The organism is Azospirillum sp. UENF 112521 (assembly GCF_058780665.1).
This window is the reverse complement of record NZ_JBSNCI010000001.1, coordinates 72099-87154: the sequence shown is the minus strand read 5'-3', so window position 1 is coordinate 87154 and position 15056 is coordinate 72099. Positions and strand designations below refer to the sequence as shown.

At 67.5% G+C, this 15056-nt stretch carries 14 protein-coding genes and 5 tRNA genes; 1 reads left to right on the top strand and 18 read right to left on the bottom strand.

Translation table 11 applies throughout. From position 1 onward, the window contains the following. Positions 1-61: 61 nt before the first annotated feature. From ACWPN8_RS00385 to ACWPN8_RS00355, 7 genes are all read right to left on the bottom strand, one after another. The gene (locus ACWPN8_RS00385; protein ID WP_492239521.1) at positions 62-1225 is read right to left on the bottom strand and encodes a hypothetical protein; all 1164 of its coding nucleotides are present in this window, start codon (positions 1223-1225) and stop codon (positions 62-64) included. A 39-nt stretch (positions 1226-1264) separates the two neighbouring features. After that, entirely contained in the window at positions 1265-2056 is a 792-nt protein-coding gene (locus ACWPN8_RS00380) for a DUF1217 domain-containing protein (protein WP_492239520.1), read from the bottom strand. After that, positions 2053-2448, bottom strand: a complete 396-nt coding sequence (locus ACWPN8_RS00375) for a flagellar protein FlaG (RefSeq protein WP_492239519.1) — start codon at positions 2446-2448, stop codon at positions 2053-2055. The genes ACWPN8_RS00380 and ACWPN8_RS00375 overlap by 4 nt, the downstream gene beginning before the upstream one ends. Positions 2449-2452: 4 nt before the next feature. Continuing rightward, positions 2453-2914 (bottom strand): flagellar biosynthesis repressor FlbT, encoded by a 462-nt coding sequence (locus ACWPN8_RS00370; RefSeq protein WP_492239518.1) that lies wholly within the window; start codon positions 2912-2914, stop codon positions 2453-2455. Beyond that, positions 2904-3320 (bottom strand): flagellar biosynthesis regulator FlaF, encoded by a 417-nt coding sequence (locus tag ACWPN8_RS00365; RefSeq protein ID WP_109451012.1) that lies wholly within the window; start codon positions 3318-3320, stop codon positions 2904-2906. Before ACWPN8_RS00365 ends, ACWPN8_RS00370 begins: the two co-directional genes overlap by 11 nt. Before the next feature lie 187 nt (positions 3321-3507). Continuing rightward, positions 3508-4752, bottom strand: a complete 1245-nt coding sequence (locus tag ACWPN8_RS00360) for a flagellin N-terminal helical domain-containing protein (RefSeq protein ID WP_492239517.1) — start codon at positions 4750-4752, stop codon at positions 3508-3510. A gap of 199 nt (positions 4753-4951) precedes the next feature. Continuing rightward, positions 4952-5764, bottom strand: coding sequence for a winged helix-turn-helix domain-containing protein (locus ACWPN8_RS00355; RefSeq protein WP_492239516.1), 813 nt, complete (start codon positions 5762-5764; stop codon positions 4952-4954). Positions 5765-6230: 466 nt separating this feature from the next. Between ACWPN8_RS00355 and ACWPN8_RS00350 the strand changes: the two genes are divergently transcribed. Continuing rightward, positions 6231-6596 carry a hypothetical protein gene (locus ACWPN8_RS00350; RefSeq protein ID WP_492239515.1) on the top strand — a complete coding sequence of 122 codons (366 nt, stop codon included), beginning with the start codon at positions 6231-6233 and terminating at the stop codon, positions 6594-6596. A 98-nt stretch (positions 6597-6694) separates the two neighbouring features. Here the strand turns inward: ACWPN8_RS00350 and ACWPN8_RS00345 are convergent. The 11 genes from ACWPN8_RS00345 to ytfQ all read right to left on the bottom strand — a co-directional run bounded on the left by ACWPN8_RS00345 (position 6695) and on the right by ytfQ (position 14729). Continuing rightward, positions 6695-6769 (bottom strand) — tRNA-Val (locus ACWPN8_RS00345). A 29-nt stretch (positions 6770-6798) separates the two neighbouring features. Beyond that, positions 6799-6873, bottom strand: a tRNA-Gly gene (locus ACWPN8_RS00340). Between the two features lie 4 nt (positions 6874-6877). Further along, positions 6878-6954 (bottom strand) — tRNA-Asp (locus tag ACWPN8_RS00335). Positions 6955-7027: 73 nt separating this feature from the next. Continuing rightward, positions 7028-7103, bottom strand: a tRNA-Ala gene (locus ACWPN8_RS00330). 39 nt (positions 7104-7142) lie between these two features. Continuing rightward, positions 7143-7229 (bottom strand) — tRNA-Leu (locus tag ACWPN8_RS00325). A gap of 75 nt (positions 7230-7304) precedes the next feature. Then, complete coding sequence (locus tag ACWPN8_RS00320) at positions 7305-8948, bottom strand: phospholipase D-like domain-containing protein (RefSeq protein ID WP_492239514.1); 1644 nt, start codon at positions 8946-8948, stop codon at positions 7305-7307. A gap of 108 nt (positions 8949-9056) precedes the next feature. Further along, complete coding sequence (locus tag ACWPN8_RS00315) at positions 9057-10100, bottom strand: aldose epimerase family protein (RefSeq protein ID WP_109445749.1); 1044 nt, start codon at positions 10098-10100, stop codon at positions 9057-9059. Beyond that, a complete protein-coding gene (gene yjfF / locus ACWPN8_RS00310; RefSeq protein WP_492239513.1) occupies positions 10100-11086 on the bottom strand; it encodes a galactofuranose ABC transporter, permease protein YjfF in 987 nt (328 codons plus the stop codon). Before yjfF ends, ACWPN8_RS00315 begins: the two co-directional genes overlap by 1 nt. Continuing rightward, positions 11083-12126 (bottom strand): ABC transporter permease, encoded by a 1044-nt coding sequence (locus tag ACWPN8_RS00305; protein WP_492239512.1) that lies wholly within the window; start codon positions 12124-12126, stop codon positions 11083-11085. The genes yjfF and ACWPN8_RS00305 overlap by 4 nt, the downstream gene beginning before the upstream one ends. Next, the gene (gene ytfR / locus ACWPN8_RS00300) at positions 12123-13682 is read right to left on the bottom strand and encodes a galactofuranose ABC transporter, ATP-binding protein YtfR (RefSeq protein ID WP_492239511.1); all 1560 of its coding nucleotides are present in this window, start codon (positions 13680-13682) and stop codon (positions 12123-12125) included. Before ytfR ends, ACWPN8_RS00305 begins: the two co-directional genes overlap by 4 nt. Before the next feature lie 78 nt (positions 13683-13760). Then, positions 13761-14729, bottom strand: coding sequence for a galactofuranose ABC transporter, galactofuranose-binding protein YtfQ (gene ytfQ / locus ACWPN8_RS00295; protein ID WP_109445741.1), 969 nt, complete (start codon positions 14727-14729; stop codon positions 13761-13763). Positions 14730-15056: the final 327 nt, after the last annotated feature.

The window sequence follows — 15056 nt, the reverse complement described above, 5'->3', positions numbered from 1 at the left end:
GGTTAGATGTGGAGTTCGTCGCTCGAAACAAGGGTGCGGCAGCGAGATTTGTGCCGCCCCCTCACCAGCCCATGTTGTTGCGGGAGGTCTGCTCGATGGTCTTGATGTGGGCGAGCCCCGGCAGGATTTCCGAGCGGATGAACTCCAGCCGCCGCACCGGGCCGCCGCCGCGCGAAAAGCGGTGCTTCCACAGATTCATCTTCACCGCCAGCCCGCACAGCACCCCGCCGATGGTCAGATGATGGGTGACGATCAGGTCGCGGATGCTGCGGAAGCTTTCCGGGTTGATGTCGCGCCAGAAGTCGCGGGAGCGGTTGTCGAAGCTCTCGAAGCGCCCGGTGATCGAGGTGGCGATGTCGGTCAGGTCATGGCCGATGTCGTCCAGCATGCGGCCCTGGCGGGCGTCGCGGCGCACCTCGCTGACCTGATACAGCTCCGCCATCCAGCCGAGGAAGCCCTGCACGTCGGGCACGATGTCGTCCAGGCAGCGCTTGAAATAGGCCAGCGACAGGAAGATGTCGGCATAGTCCTCGAGGAAGGCCGGAATCTCCCCCAGCGGAATGTCGAGCCGGTCGGCGGTCAGTTGCAGGCGGCGCCGCGCCTCCTCCACGTCGGGCTGGGCGAACAGGCGGACAAGCTCGTCCATGCTGGCGATGTCCGCCCCCTGCACGCCATAGACATGCTCCACCAGCGGCCGGGTGAAGACGCGCATGTAGCTGGTCAGCTCGGCCCGCTTGGCGGCCGACAGGCGGAGTGCCGCAGCCTCCTCCACGTCGATGTTCAGGCGGCGCAGCTCCAGCCGCAGGCTGTAGACGTCGAAGCTGGCGGCCTCGGCGATCTGCACGATCTTGCGCAGGTCGCGGCGGAATTCCGGGCCGTCGATGCCGAAGCATTTCGACAGCTGGTCGATGCGGATCTGGCCGCTGCCGGTCTGGGCGTCGTTGAACAGCTCCGCCACCGTCTCCAGCCGGACATTCTTGATCAGCCGCGCCCGGCGCAGCCCCGGCGTTTCCAGCGGCAGGATCGACAGCGGCAGGATGTGCAGCGCGTCGCGCCCGTCATCATCCTCCTCGGCGGATGCACCGCGCAGAGGCACGGCGGCGGCGCCGGTGGTGGCGGGCGGACGGATGCGGTCGCGGGGCTTTCGGTCCTGCTGGTCGCCGGACCTGCGGTCCAGTTGATCCCCGGACCTGCGGTCCTGTTGAATGCCGGGTGGCGTCTGCACGGCTGGACTCCTCCCGCCCGGGCGAGTCCCGCGGCCCTGTCAGAAGCGCGGGAACCTCATCAGCGTCATGGTGATGGACGGATCGATGGAGATGACCGAGGCCCGTCCGCTGCGGGAGATCGGCCGGATGGACGGCATGGCGGCGGTGGCGGCGGCGCCGCCGTTCTGCATGTCGTACATCGCGGCGAAGCGGTCGAGGAACTTGGCGACCTTGTCCGGGCTCTTCAGGTCGGCGATGTCCATCCGCTTTTCCAGGAGCGCCTTCTGCTTGTCGACATCCAGCAGCGCCGTTTGGTCGGGCAGCCCCAGCGTGGTATAGACCACCTTGCGCAGGGCATTGTCGGCCATGACCTGATACCAGTTGGTGATGTTGGCCGACCGCCGCTGGAAATAGAGGCCGAGCCGCACCGCCGGGTTCCTGTCCTCCGATTCCACCTCCAGCGTCACGGCGACATAGCGGTCGACGATGGCCTGGACGACGGCCGGCTGCTTCAGGTTGGCGCCGCCATTCTCGGCGAAGCCCAGGATGGTCGCCATCTCGCGGAACTTGGTGTCGCTCATCCGGTTGGCGGTGGAATACTGGTCGCTGACCCCTTCTTCCAGAACCTTGCGGATCAGGCCGCGCGACTTGGCCTGGCTGCCGAGGTCGAAGGCGTCGAGGACGAAGCGGTAGAGCTTGTCGTCCTTCATGAAGTCTTCGGTGCTGGCGATCTTGCCGATGTTGTCCTGGAAATAGGCGATGGCGCGCTGCACCGCCGGGCGGCTGCGCACCGCCTGTTCGTAGCGGTCGTGGTTCTTGCTGACCATCCGCAGATCGACGAGCGTCGTCATGCCTCGACCTCCCCGTCCCGGCCGCCCTCGCCCTGCGGAAGGACGGGACCCTCGTCGGCCGCGTCGGTTTCGGCACCATAGCCGGCGGGGATGCGCATGATGACCTCCCCGGTCGCGGTGTCGAGCACCTCGGTGTAGAGCCGCCTCGTGTCGGGATCGAGGTTGACGCGGTAGGGCCGGGCGGCGTGCTTCGCCTCCGCCTCGGATGTGTCCGCTTTCGCGGCGGTGGTCTGCTGGGCGCGCTCGGCCGCCTCCACCGGCTTGGCCGTCTCGGCCTGGGCGGCGCGCAGCCGGTCGGCCTGGCGCTGGCGCGCTTCGGCGATGATGTCGGCGCTGGTGGTGGTGGCGCGGTCGCCGGACGGGCCGGTCACGCCGGTGACGGGGGTCGGCATGGCGTCATCCTCCCGCGTGATGGCCGATCCCGTCCGCCTGGAAGGAGGCCGCGGGGGCGGAGGGAGACGCCGGGGACGGGGCCGCCAGCAGCGTGCCCTCATACTCCATCACCGGGCGCAGGGCGGACAGCGCCTTGTAATAGTCGCGCTCGCCGATATGGCCCATGGCGCGGGCGATGCGGTCCTGCATGTCGGGACGGGCGAAGGCGGTGTAGAGCTGCGCCATCATCGCCGCCACGGCACCGCTGCCATTGGCGGCGATCTCGGGATCGAGCAGCATGCTCTGGATCAGGAAATAGGCGCGGCGCACCGGGGTCACCGCATCCTCTTCCTGCAGGATGTCGCTGCCGCGGATGATCTGGGCGAAGTTGGAGATCGTCAGGGTGTAGCGGCGGTTCTCGTTCTGCACGACGCAGCCGTTGATGACCACGCGCTCGCACGGCTTCAGGCGCAGCTTAAGTGCCATAGGACAAATCCTCCGTCGCCAGTTCCAGCGCGGGCGAAACGGCTTGCGCCGCCCCCTGGACCGCCCCTTGCAGGCCCTGCATCACCGAGCGGTTGATATGGAGCAGCAGGTCGATGCCGCCCTCCCCGCGCAGGACCCGCTGGGTGTTGCGGTTCACCGCGAAGGAGAGCGAGACCAGTCCGGCGCGCAAGCCCTCCGGCAGGGCATTGCCGTCCTCCAGCAGGTCGGCGCGGAGCGTGTTCCACAGCTCCAGGTTCCGCCACAGCGCGTCCTTCAGTGCGGCGGAGCGCCAGTCGGCGTCGCGGTTGTTCTCCAGCGCCAGGGTGATTCGCAGGAACACCCGGTACTCGATCTTTCGCGGATCGTCGCACTCGGCGATGGTCTGGTGGTAGGCGGCGATGCTCATGGGCGCACCCCTGCGGTGGGGTCCTTGGCGGCGGGAAGCCGGACCGGTTGCGGTGGGTTCGATGGCGGACGCGGATGGCCGTCGGCGATGCCCGCTCCGGTCCGCGGCGGGCGGGATGAACGGGCATGGCCGACGGGGCGGCGCCATCGTCCAGGGGATTGGACGATGGTGCCGCCCGCGAGGGGACTTAGCGGAACAGCGACAGGATGTTCTGCGGACCCTGGTTGGCGATGGACAGAGCCTGGATGGCGAGCTGCTGCTGGACCTGAAGGGCCTGCAGGCGGCTCGATTCCTCGTTCATGTCGGCATCGACCAGGGCGCCGATGCCCTTGTTCATCGAGTTGGTCAGCTTCGACACGAAGTCGTTCTGCACCGACACGCGGTTCTCGATGGAGCCGATGACCGACGCCTTGCCGATGGCGCTGTCGAGCAGCTTGTTGATGACCTCAAGCGACTTCTTCGAGTTGTTGACCACGTCGATCTGGGTCAGGTCGGCGAGCCCGCCGAAGGCGTCGCTTTCCTTCGAGCCGACCCACAGGCCGGACACCTGGGCGGTGAAGTTGCCGTCGGCGTTCACGTCCTGGTCGGTGAATTCCAGCGTGTCGCCGTTGAAGGCGACCTGGAAGTCGGCGCCGGCGGTGTTCAAGGCAGCGTTGACGGCCGTCACCAAGTTGCCCTGGGTGGTGGCCAGATCGGTGTCGTAGGTCTGCGCCGACAGGTCGACCGAAACGTCGACCTTGCTGCCGTCCTCCTTGGTGACCGTCAGCGTCATGGCACCGAGGCCCAGGTTCTGGCCGTCGATGAAGGTGGTGTCCGGCGCGCCCAGCTTGATGCCGACGGACGCCTTCAGGTCGTTGGTCGAGTTGACCTGCTGCTCGATGGTGGCCTTGCCGACGATGGATTCCACGCGCATGTCCTGGCGCTGGAATTCGATGTAGCTCGGATCGACGCTGCCGTCGCTGCGGCTCAGCGAGGCGAGGATCGAGACGTTCTTGTCCTTGGCCGTGCCGTCGTTGGAGTAGGTGACGCGCAGCAGGTTGTCGCCGTTGAAGGAGGCGTCGGCGGCGGCGCCCTTGATCAGCTTCACCAGCTGGTCGACGTCGTTCTGGATCAGCGACTTGTCGACGCCGTTGGTCTGGCCGGCAATGACGCGGGCCTTCAGCGTCTGGAGGTTTTCGACGATGTTCTTGGAGGCCACCGACGCGGTGTTGGTGGTGCCGGAGCCCAGCTCCAGCGATTCCTTGACCGCCTTGAAGCCGGCGACGTCGGCCTTCATGGTCGTGGCGATCGACCAGTAGGCGGCATTGTCCTTGGCGTTGTTGACCTTCAGGCCGGTCGAGATGCGGTCCTGCGTGGTCTCCAGATCCCCGGTCACGCGACGCAGGGTCTGCAGCGCGGTCATGGCGGAGGTGTTCGTCATAATCGAGGCCATGGGTATCTCCATTCGCGAGATGCATGGCGCCTTTCTGACGCCGGGGCCATTCACGCCGGCCTTCCCGATCTGGTGTGCGGGGGCGCGAGCGGCGAATTAGAGGATGACCGGGCCGGTTTAAGCCGGGGTAAAAAATCGGAGGCGTTCGGGGCGGACGGTGTTTTCGGTTATGGGCGGGCAGACGACGTGAAGCGGACGGTCAGCGCCCGACGGCGCGGGCGGCGCTGCCGGGGACAACCGGCGGGATGAAGGGCACGCGGGCTCCGGCCAGCGCGCCGGCGTTCGACCAGCGGTCCAGCATCAGCTGGCCACGGTCGGGGGCGACATGGTCGGGCGGCGCCTCGAACTTGTAGCCGCGGCCATAGACCGTCTCGATGTAGCGGCCGCCGCCGGTCGCCGTGTCGATCTTCTTGCGCAGCTTGCAGATATAGACGTCGATCACCTTGTCGAGCGGGTCGGAGCCGGACAGGCCGTAGACCTCCTCGTAGATGTGCTCCTTCGACACCACGCGGCGGTGGTTGAGCGCCAGCACCGACAGGATGGCATGTTCGCGCTGGCTGAGGCGCAGGCGTTCGCCGTCCACCTCCGGGTCGCGGCCGTCGAGGAAGACGGTCAGGCGGCCCACCGTCACCGCGTTGCTGGTCAGCCCGTAGGAGCGGCGGCGGATCGCCTCCAGCCGGGCACGGATCTCGGTGCTGACGACCGGCTTCACCAGCACGTCGTCGGCCCCGGCCCGCAGGATGCCGGCGGTGGTGTTGGCGCAGCGGCGCTCGATCAGGCAGATGATCGCGGCGGTCACGTTGCGGGCGCGCAGCATGGCGACGCAGGCCTCGGTGTCGCCGACATCGCCGATGATGATCGCGTCGTGCGTGATGTCGACGGAGCCATGCCCGCCCACCAGATCGCGCAGGCCATTCAGGTCCAGGCGGTCATGGTTAACCTTGCACAGGGCGAGTTGCTTGCCGATGGCGTCGGCGATCAGATCGGCTGGCTCAATCAGCAAAGCCTGCATTGGATTCTCCATTGTCGAGCAAGCGCAGATAAAGCATTGTTTTTTACGCAATTGCGCTGATGTCACATGCTTATCACAGCTCCAAAAGAACCTATCCAAAGGCAACATGTCAACAGATTGGGTTACCCGGATAGACATAGGCACAACCCTGGTTTTACGTGGTTTTAATGGTTCCGTTCGACTAAAGACTGGATAAATTTTTATTCATGTGGGGTTTTACTTGGAAACTCTATGCGAATTTCGAGTGATCGCTGCAAACAACCATTAATTCACCCGCCACCTATGGTTAACGTTGGTGATGAAACAGAAAACCAACGCTTACAAACATGAACGCTGGTTTAACCCTGATGTCCTAGGGTCCCCGGGCACCCGCGTTTGAGGAGGTTCCATGTCCGGAACGACGCTGTCCGTCCTTGGGGCGGCCGCAGCCGCTGCTTGCCTGTTTGCGCTCGGAGGCTGCGCGCAAGTGTCGCAGGCTCCCGACAGCGATTACCGCCAAGCCCTTGAAAAAGCGCTGACCGCCGGCCGATGCGACGGCAGTGCCGTGCGCGAGCTGTGGTCGGCCTATGGGCGCTGGTACGGAGTCGCCTCCTCCATCGCCGGCCATCCGATGACCGACGAGGCCGCCGCCCTGCTGCGCCAGGGCGACCGGTTCCGCATCCTGAACTGCCCGGAGGTGGCGCGCGCGTCCTACCAGACGCTGATCCGCCGCTTTCCGGAGGATGGCTTCGCCCCGATGCGCGAGGCGGCGCGGGCGTCGTTGCGGTCGCTGCCGGCCCCTCCCCCCATTGCGGGCGGGCCGGTCCCGGTCAGGCCGCCGGCGGAGATTTGAGGGCGGAGCGGACAGGCCGGCGGGGGATCGCACAGGTGCTGCAAGAGGCCCGGAAACGGCGAAGGCCGCCAACCCGTTCCGGTTGGCGGCCTTCAGAATGGTGGTCCCGACTGGGATTGAACCAGTGACCCCTACGATGTCAACGTAGTGCTCTCCCGCTGAGCTACGAGACCACGGGAACCCAAAACTGTCGCTCCAGTCATGGAGCGGGCGAAGGGATTCGAACCCTCGACCCCAACCTTGGCAAGGTTGTGCTCTACCCCTGAGCTACGCCCGCAAAGTGGCGCGAGTGACGGGACTTGAACCCGCGGCCTCCGGCGTGACAGGCCGGCGCTCTAACCAACTGAGCTACACCCGCGCTGAGGAGCGGCGCCTTATACAAGGCATCACCCCGACAGACAAGACCTAAACCTACCCAAACTCTTCAGAAGTGGTGGAGCCAAGGAGGATCGAACTCCTGACCTCTACAATGCCATTGTAGCGCTCTCCCAGCTGAGCTATGGCCCCACTATACTTCTGCACCTCATACACCAACACTTGAAGTGTTGGTGCGCTTGGAGGGACTCGAACCCCCACGGCCTTTCAGCCACTAGGACCTGAACCTAGCGCGTCTACCAATTCCGCCACAAGCGCTTTTCCCCGCACCGCGTTGGGCGCCGCGGGGAGCGCTTATGTAGCGGGATGGATCGCGGCCCGCAAGCAGAGAATTCACTCTCCATGCATTTTTTTTCGGCGCCCGTTCCGGCGGGCCAGAAGGGCCAGTCCGACCCCCAGCGCCGCCGCCGCGGCCACCCCGGCGCCGATGCGCCATGCCGTCCGGTTCACGTCGCCGAACACCGTCGCCCCGCGCAGGATGGTGGTCGCCATCGGCTCCGGACGGTCGGGGTCGAGCAGCCGCTCCTCCACCAGCTTGCGTTCCGTCTCGGTCAGCGGTTGCGGCTCCAGCGGGCGGAGCGAACGCCCGGCCGGGCGGACCAGCCGGTCGATGGTGGCGGTCAGCGATCCGGTCGCCTCCTCCGTGCGCTCCACATCCTCGACGGAGACGCCGAGATGCTCCGCCATCAGGCGGGTGCGGACCGAGCGGATGGAGCGGCAGACCTCCGGCCGTTCGCCCGGCGCGCACTCGATGGCGAGGTCGCATTCGGTGTCCAGCCCCTGGGACCGGTTGTTGATGTTGGACGACCCCACCCGCAGCAGCCGGTCGTCGACCACCAGCACCTTGGCATGGACATAGATGCCCTCGCCGCCCTCGGTCACCGGCGCCAGAATGCGGAAGCGCGGGTTGGCGACGGCCTCGTGCAGCCGCTGGAGCAGCAGCGAGCGGGCGCTGCCCATCGACTCCTCCTCGATCCAGGCCGGCGTGCGTTCAGGATTGATCACCACCACCTCGGGCCCGTCGGGCTCCGACAGCCGGTCGATGATGGCGCCGACGATCTTCTGCGAGGCGAAATACTGGCTTTCCAGATAGATGAAATCGCGCGCTGCGGCGATGGCGGCCAGATACAGCGCCTCGATCTCGCGCACGCCGCGCTTGCCGGTCTTCTGCGTCCCCTCATGGTCCGCCATCGGATCGGTGCGGGCGATGGCGACCGGAAGATCGCGGAAGTCGGGTTCCAGATCCTCGGGCCAGAAGGCCGGGACCGCCGGCGGCGGGGTCAGCAGCTCGCCGGTCGCCCGGTGCCAGCGCTCCCTCGCCAACTCCCCCAGCGCCCGCGCCGCAGCGCCATCGACGGCGGTGGTCACGTCATGGAAGGGACCATAGGCCTCGCCGTTCGGCCGCACCCGCCGGGGATCGCCATCGCTGTGGTCGGGCGTGTCCCAGCGGTCGGTGGTCATGTCGATGCCGCCGCAGAAGGCCAGCGCATCGTCGATGATGGCGATCTTCTGGTGGTGGCAGGCGCCGGGCGGATGGGCGGAATCCAGGCGGAAGCGCAGGCGCCGGCTGCTGATCCAGTCGAGCAGCACCAGTGGCGTCCCGCCGCGGAACGGCATCTTCAGGACCGCCAGATCCCATTTCAGCACGTTGATGGTCAGCTCCGGCCGCACCCGGACGATCCAGCTCAGGAAATCGCCCAGCTCGTTCGGCACGCCCGGCATCGGATCGTCGGGCTCCAGCTTGATCCGGGTGTCGAAATCCCAGCCGATCAGCATCACCGTGTGGCGAGCATTGAGGATGGCCGCCTTGATCCGGGCGAAATAGGCGGCGGCGTCGATGATCACCGCCACGCGGTCCGCCGTCTCCATCCGCCAGCAGGTCCGGCCGGGCACCAGGATCGGATCGGCGCAGGGCTGGCTGGACTGGCTGGACTGGAGATTGGGAGTTGGGCGGGCGGCGTCAGGCATCGCGGCCATGTCGACCATTCCTTCCGGCGTCGTGGGCATCATCGCAGGGGCGGCAGCGGAGCCGCTGCCGTGCCTTGGATGAACCCGCGAAGCCTCGGGACGGTTCCCGCCCTGCGCTCAGCCCGCCCGGAATCGCAGCTGCATGCGATGGCGGTAGGTCTCGCCGGGATCGAGCCGGGCCGAAGGGAAATGGCCTATGTTCGGGCTGCCGGGGAAGCGCTGGCTCTCCAGCGCCAGCCCGGCGAAGCGGCAATAGGGCTGCCCGCCCTTGCCGACGATTTTCTCGCTGAGATAGCCGCCGGTGTAGACCTGCAAACCCGGCTGGTCGGTCGCCAGCTCCATCCGCCGGCCACTGGCGGGATGCTCCAGCAGCGCCACCGGCCGCAGTTCCCCCGCCGGCCCCTCCAGGCACCAGTTGTGGTCGAAGCCGAAGCCGCCGACGGCGTCCAGCGCCTCGCCCAATGCGACACCGCCGCGCAGATCGAAGGGGGTGCCGTCCACCGGCCGCACCTCCCCGGTCGGGATCAGGTCGGCACCGACCGGCGTGGTGAAGCCGCCCTGCACCGTCAGTCGCTGGTCGCGCAGGTCGCCCGACGCGTGGCCGGCAAGGTTCCAGTAGCTGTGATGGACGATGTTGACGATGGTCGGCCGGTCGGTCGTCGCCGTCATGAGGATGTCCAGCACCCCGTCGTCGGTCAGCCGGTAGCGCGTCGTCGCCGTCAGCGTCCCCGGATAGCCCTGGTCGCCATCGGGCGACTCATGCGTGAAGGTGACGGCGTTCTCCGCCGCATCGGCCTCCGCCTGCCAGATCCGCCGGTCGAACCCGTCCGGCCCGCCATGCAGCTGGTTCGGTGGCTCGTTGACGGCCAGACCGTAGCGCACCCCGTCCAGCGTGAAGGCCGCGCCGCCGATGCGGTTGCCGTAACGGCCGCAGGTGGCGCCGAAATAGGCGTCGCTCGCCAGATACTCCGCCACCCGGTCGAAACCCAGCACCACGTCGGCAGGTGTTCCGTCTCGGCCGGGCACCAGCATCCGCACCAGCCGGGCGCCATGGGCGACCACCGTCGCCTCCAGCCCGCCGGCGGAGAGGGTGAAGCCCTCCACCGGCCGCCCCTCGCCCAGGCCATCCACCGTGTCGAACAGGAAACTCTCGATGGGCATCACGCCTCCGCCGGTTCGCCGCCGCGGCCGGCCCAGACCGTCAGCAGACCCTTCTGCAACAGGATGAAGACGAACAGCAGCACGCCGATGGCGATCTTGGTCCACCAGCTGCTCAAAGTTCCGTCGAAGGTGATGTAGGTCTGGATCAGCCCCTGGATCAGCACGCCGACGAAGGTGCCGACGACATAGCCGTAGCCGCCGGTCAGCTGCGTGCCGCCGATCACCACCGCGGTGATGGTGTCCAGCTCCACCCCCGTCGCCGCCAGCGAATAGCCGGCGCCGGTGTAGAGCGAGAAGACGATCCCGGCCAGACCGGCCAGCAGCCCGGACAAGGCATAGACCGCCACCGTCGTCCGCGCCACCGGCACGCCCATCAGCTCCGCCGATTGCCGGTTGCCGCCCAAGGCATAGAGGTTGGCGCCGAAGCGCGTCCAGTGCGCCAGCACCACCGCCGCGACCATCACCCCCAGCATCAGCAGCGCCGGCAGGCTCAGCTTCAGCCCGAAGTCGAAGCGCAGCGCCATGTCGTTCAACTCGCCATAGAGCGGATGGTTGATCGGCACGGAGTTGGTGGTCAGGACGAAGCCCAGCCCGCGGGCGATGAACATGCCGGCCAGCGTGACGATGAAGGGCGGCATCTGGAAGACATGGATCACCCCGCCCATCGCCGCCCCGAAGCCGCCGGCGGCGATCAGCGCCACCGCGAAGGCGGGAACCGGGTGCCAGCCGCCATGCTCGATCAACACGGCCAGCAGCACGGTGGTGAAGCCGATCACCGCCCCCACCGACAGGTCGATGCCGCCGGACAGGATGACGAAGGTCATGCCGACCGCGGTGATGCCGAGAAAGGCGTTGTCGGTCAGAAGGTTGGCCACCACCCGCCAGGAGGCGAAGTTGGGGAACTGCGCCGCACAGATCAGGAAACCCACCACCAGCACGGCGGTGGTGACGATCAGCGGCAGAAAGCGCTGGAGTGCACCGGTCATGGTTTCGCCCCTCCGCTGGTCGGCGCCACCGGCGGCTTGACCGTTCCGATCGGCCGGGCGCCCTTGGGCCGCGGCAGGAACAGGGTCAGCGTCGGCGATTGCAGCAGCAGGACGACCAGCAGGACGCCCGCCTTGACGATCAGGTTGAATTCCGGCTTGAAGCCGCTCAGAAGGATGCCGGTGTTCATCGCCTGGATGATCAGCGCGCCCACCACCGACAGCACCAGCCCGAAGCGCCCGCCGAGCAGCGAGGTGCCGCCGACCACCACCGCCAGGATGGCGTCCAGCTCCAGCCACAGCCCGGCATTGTTGGCGTCGGCGCCGCGGATGTCGGCGGTGACGATCAGCCCGGCCACCGCCGCGCACAGCCCGCACCAGACATAGACGGCGACCAGCACCACCGGCGTGTTGACGCCGGCTCCGGCGCTGGACAGCCGGTTGACGCCGACCGCCTCGATCATCAGCCCCAGCGCGGTCGCCCGCACCAGCAGAGCCGTCACCGCCAGCACGACGATGGTCAGCACCACCGGCATCGGCACGGTCAGGAAGGACCCGCTGCCGATGAAGGCGAGCGCCGGGCTGGTGAAGGTGACGATCTGCCCCTCCGTCACCAGCTGGGCGATGCCGCGGCCGGCGACCATCAGGATCAGGGTGGCGATGATCGGCTGGATGCGCAGGACCGCCACCAGCACGCCGTTCCACAGCCCGCACAGCAGGCCGGCGGCCAGCGACGCCGCCAGCACCGCCGGCAGGCTCCAGCCCGCCCCGGTCATGGTGGCGGCGATGGCGCCGGAGATCGCCATGACCGCGCCGACCGACAGATCGACGCCGCGGGTGGCGATGACCATGGTCATGCCGATGGCGAGCAGCGCCACCGGGGCGCCGCGGTTCAGCACGTCGATCAGGCTGCCGAACAGCCGGCCATCCTGGAGACGGATGGCGAAGAAATCGGGAAACAGCAGCCAGTTGGCCAGCAGGACGGCGATCAGCGCGCCATATTGCGGCAGGTTGCGCGCCGGGCCGGGCGCGGACAGCGTCATTGCCGCACCTCTGCACCCGATCCGGCTACATTCGGCGTCTCCGACGCGATGGCGGCGACGATGCGCTCCACGCTGACCTCTCCTCCCCTCAGTTCCGCCACATGGCGGCGGTCGCGCAGCACGACGACGCGGCGGCTGTAGGCGACGATCTCCTCCAGCTCCGACGAGACGACCAGCAGCGCCATGCCGTCGGCGCACAGCCGCTCGATCAGGCGGATGATCTCGGCATGCGCCCCGACATCGATGCCGCGCGTCGGCTCGTCGAGGATCAGCAGCCGCGGCTCGGTCGCCAGCCAGCGCGCCAGCAGCGCCTTCTGCTGGTTGCCGCCTGACAGCAGCTGGATCGGCCGTTCGGCGTCCGGCGTGCGGATGTCGAGCAGGCGGATGAAGCGGTCGGCGATCTCCTCCTGACGGCGGCGCGGGATCGGCTTCAGCCAGCCCTGCCGCGCCTGCAACGCCAGGATGATGTTCTCGCGCACCGACAGCTCGCCGACGATGCCCTCCTTCTTGCGGTCCTCCGGGCAGAAGCCGAAGCCGAGCCGTACGGCGTCGCGCGGCCCCTTGAGCCGCACCGCCTGCCCGTCCACCGTCGCCTCGCCCCGGTCGGCGCGGTCCATGCCGAAGACCAGCCGCACCGTCTCCGTCCGGCCGGAGCCCAGCAACCCCGCCAGCGCCACCACCTCGCCGGGGCGGATGTCGAGGTCGAAGGGCTCGACGCTGCGCGCCTTGCCGAATCCCTTGAAGCTGGCCAGCGGCGGACGGCTGTCGACCTCCGCCGGGCCGAGGTCGATGCGGTGGGCCACCGCCTCCAGCTCCCGCCCCAGCATCATGGCGACGAGGTCGAGGCGCGGCAGGTCGGCCGTGCGCCGCTCGCCCACCAGCCGGCCGTTGCGCAGCACGGTGATGCTGTCGCAGACCTCATAGACCTGGTCGAGGAAATGGGTGACGAAGACGATGCCGATCCCGCGCGAGCGCAGGGTGCGCATCACCTTGAACAGCACCGCCACCTCCTGCGCATCCAGGCTGGCGGTCGGCTCGTCGAGGATCAGCACCTTGGCCGACATGTCGACCGCGCGGGCGATGGCGATGATCTGCTGCGTCGCGACCGAGAAGCGCCCGAGCGGCGCCGTCACGTCGACGGACAGGCCATAGGGTTGCAGCACCGCCCGCGCCCGCCGCCGCATGGCGCCGCGGTCGACCAGCCCCCAGCGCATCGGCTGGCGGCCGAGGAACAGGTTTTCCGCCACCGACAGGTTCGGCAGCAAATTGACCTCCTGATAGACGGTGCCGATGTGCAGGCGCTGCGCCTCCTCCACCCCGCGGGGTGCGATCTCCCGCCCCTCCAGCGCCACGGTGCCGTTGTCGCGCTGGTAGACGCCGGTCAGCGTCTTGATGAGCGTCGATTTCCCGGCGCCGTTCTCGCCCAGCAGGGCATGGATCTCGCCATGGCGCAGGGTGAAATCGACGCCGTCGAGCGCTTGCACGCCGAGGAACGCCTTCGACAGGCCCCGGATCGCCAGCAGGGGAGCGGAAGGGGGAGCGGTGGATGCCGTCATGGCGGACCTCGCCGGATGCACAACGAAATGTGTGGGGCCGCGGGGAGATGCCCCCGCGGCCCCGAACGTCAGACCAAATCAGTAGGCGTCCTTGCGGCGCTCGTACTCGGCCTTGGCGGTGTCCGGGGTGAACAGGGCCGATTCGGTCTGGATCCACTTCGGCGGCGCCTTGCCGTCCTTCTTGAAGGCAATCAGCGCGTCATAGGCCGGGCCGGCCATGTTCGGCGTCAGCTCGACCGTGGCGTTCGCCTCGCCTTCCGCCATCGCCTTGAAGATGTCCGGCACGCCGTCGATGGAGACGACCAGAATGTCCTTGCCCGGCTTCAGCCCGGCTTCCTTGATCGCCTGGATGGCGCCGACGGCCATGTCGTCGTTGTGGGCATAGACGGCGCAGATGCCCTTGCCGCCATTCTCGGCCTTGATGAAGCTCTCCATCACCTCCTTGCCCTTGGCGCGGGTGAAGTCGCCGGACTGGGTGCGGACGATCTTCATGCCGGGATTCTTGGCGACGATCTCGTCGAAGCCCTTCTTGCGGTTGATGGCCGGCGACGAGCCGACGGTGCCCTGCAGCTCGACCACCGCGCACTTGCCGCCGGTCTGCTTGGCCAGCCATTCGCCGGCCACCCGGCCTTCATGCACGGTGTCGGAGGTGACGGCGGTCATGTACAGGCTCTGGTCCTTGGTCTCGATCTGGCGGTCGAGCAGCACCACCGGGATCTTCGCCTCCTTGGCCTCCTTCAGCACCGAATCCCAGCCGGTCGCCACCACCGGCGCGATGAAGATCGCATCGACGCCCTGGGCGACGAAGGAGCGCACCGCCTTGATCTGGTTCTCCTGCTTCTGCTGGGCGTCGGAGATCTTCAGGTCGATGCCGCGCTTGTCGGCCTCCGCCTTGGCGGTCTTGGTCTCGGCCGCGCGCCAGCCCGACTCAGAACCGATCTGCGAGAAGCCGACCACCAGCTTCTTGTCGGCGGCCTGGACGGCGCCGAGCCCGATGAACAGGGCCGCAGCGGCGGTGGCGGCGGAGATCACCCATTTCCTGGACATCCGATTCACTCCCTGAGTGTTTATGGCGAGGTTTTATTGCGGTGCGCGATGGATAAGGGACGAGAGGCACGCGACGGGACGGGGCGCTGGAAGATCGTGATCGCGGCCCGGTCCGGAATTGTTCGTCTTGCCTACTTTAAGTACTCAGAACCATAACTGTCCAATACGATTCTCAACCGATGCGATGCCGAAAAGGATATGTCCGGCAGAGGCTTCAGCTCGAAATCCGGTCAAAAAAAACGGCCGGGCAGCGGAGTGCCGCCCGGCCGTGAGATGACCCCGTTCCAGTCTGGACCGGGGCCGACGCACCCGAGGGAGAGCGCGCCG

Excerpts from the sequence above, each read along its gene's own strand:
- ACWPN8_RS00375 (WP_492239519.1), bottom strand. The coding sequence starts at position 2,448 with ATGCCGACCCCCGTCACCGGCGTGACCGGCCCGTCCGGCGACCGCGCC.
- ytfQ (WP_109445741.1), bottom strand. The coding sequence starts at position 14,729 with ATGTCCAGGAAATGGGTGATCTCCGCCGCCACCGCCGCTGCGGCCCTG.
- ACWPN8_RS00360 (WP_492239517.1), bottom strand. The coding sequence starts at position 4,752 with ATGGCCTCGATTATGACGAACACCTCCGCCATGACCGCGCTGCAGACC.
- ytfR (WP_492239511.1), bottom strand. The coding sequence starts at position 13,682 with ATGACGGCATCCACCGCTCCCCCTTCCGCTCCCCTGCTGGCGATCCGG.
- ACWPN8_RS00380 (WP_492239520.1), bottom strand. The coding sequence starts at position 2,056 with ATGACGACGCTCGTCGATCTGCGGATGGTCAGCAAGAACCACGACCGC.
- ACWPN8_RS00355 (WP_492239516.1), bottom strand. The coding sequence starts at position 5,764 with ATGCAGGCTTTGCTGATTGAGCCAGCCGATCTGATCGCCGACGCCATC.
- ACWPN8_RS00320 (WP_492239514.1), bottom strand. The coding sequence starts at position 8,948 with ATGGCCGCGATGCCTGACGCCGCCCGCCCAACTCCCAATCTCCAGTCC.
- ACWPN8_RS00305 (WP_492239512.1), bottom strand. The coding sequence starts at position 12,126 with ATGACGCTGTCCGCGCCCGGCCCGGCGCGCAACCTGCCGCAATATGGC.
- ACWPN8_RS00315 (WP_109445749.1), bottom strand. The coding sequence starts at position 10,100 with ATGCCCATCGAGAGTTTCCTGTTCGACACGGTGGATGGCCTGGGCGAG.
- ACWPN8_RS00370 (WP_492239518.1), bottom strand. The coding sequence starts at position 2,914 with ATGGCACTTAAGCTGCGCCTGAAGCCGTGCGAGCGCGTGGTCATCAAC.
- ACWPN8_RS00365 (WP_109451012.1), bottom strand. The coding sequence starts at position 3,320 with ATGAGCATCGCCGCCTACCACCAGACCATCGCCGAGTGCGACGATCCG.
- yjfF (WP_492239513.1), bottom strand. The coding sequence starts at position 11,086 with ATGACCGGTGCACTCCAGCGCTTTCTGCCGCTGATCGTCACCACCGCC.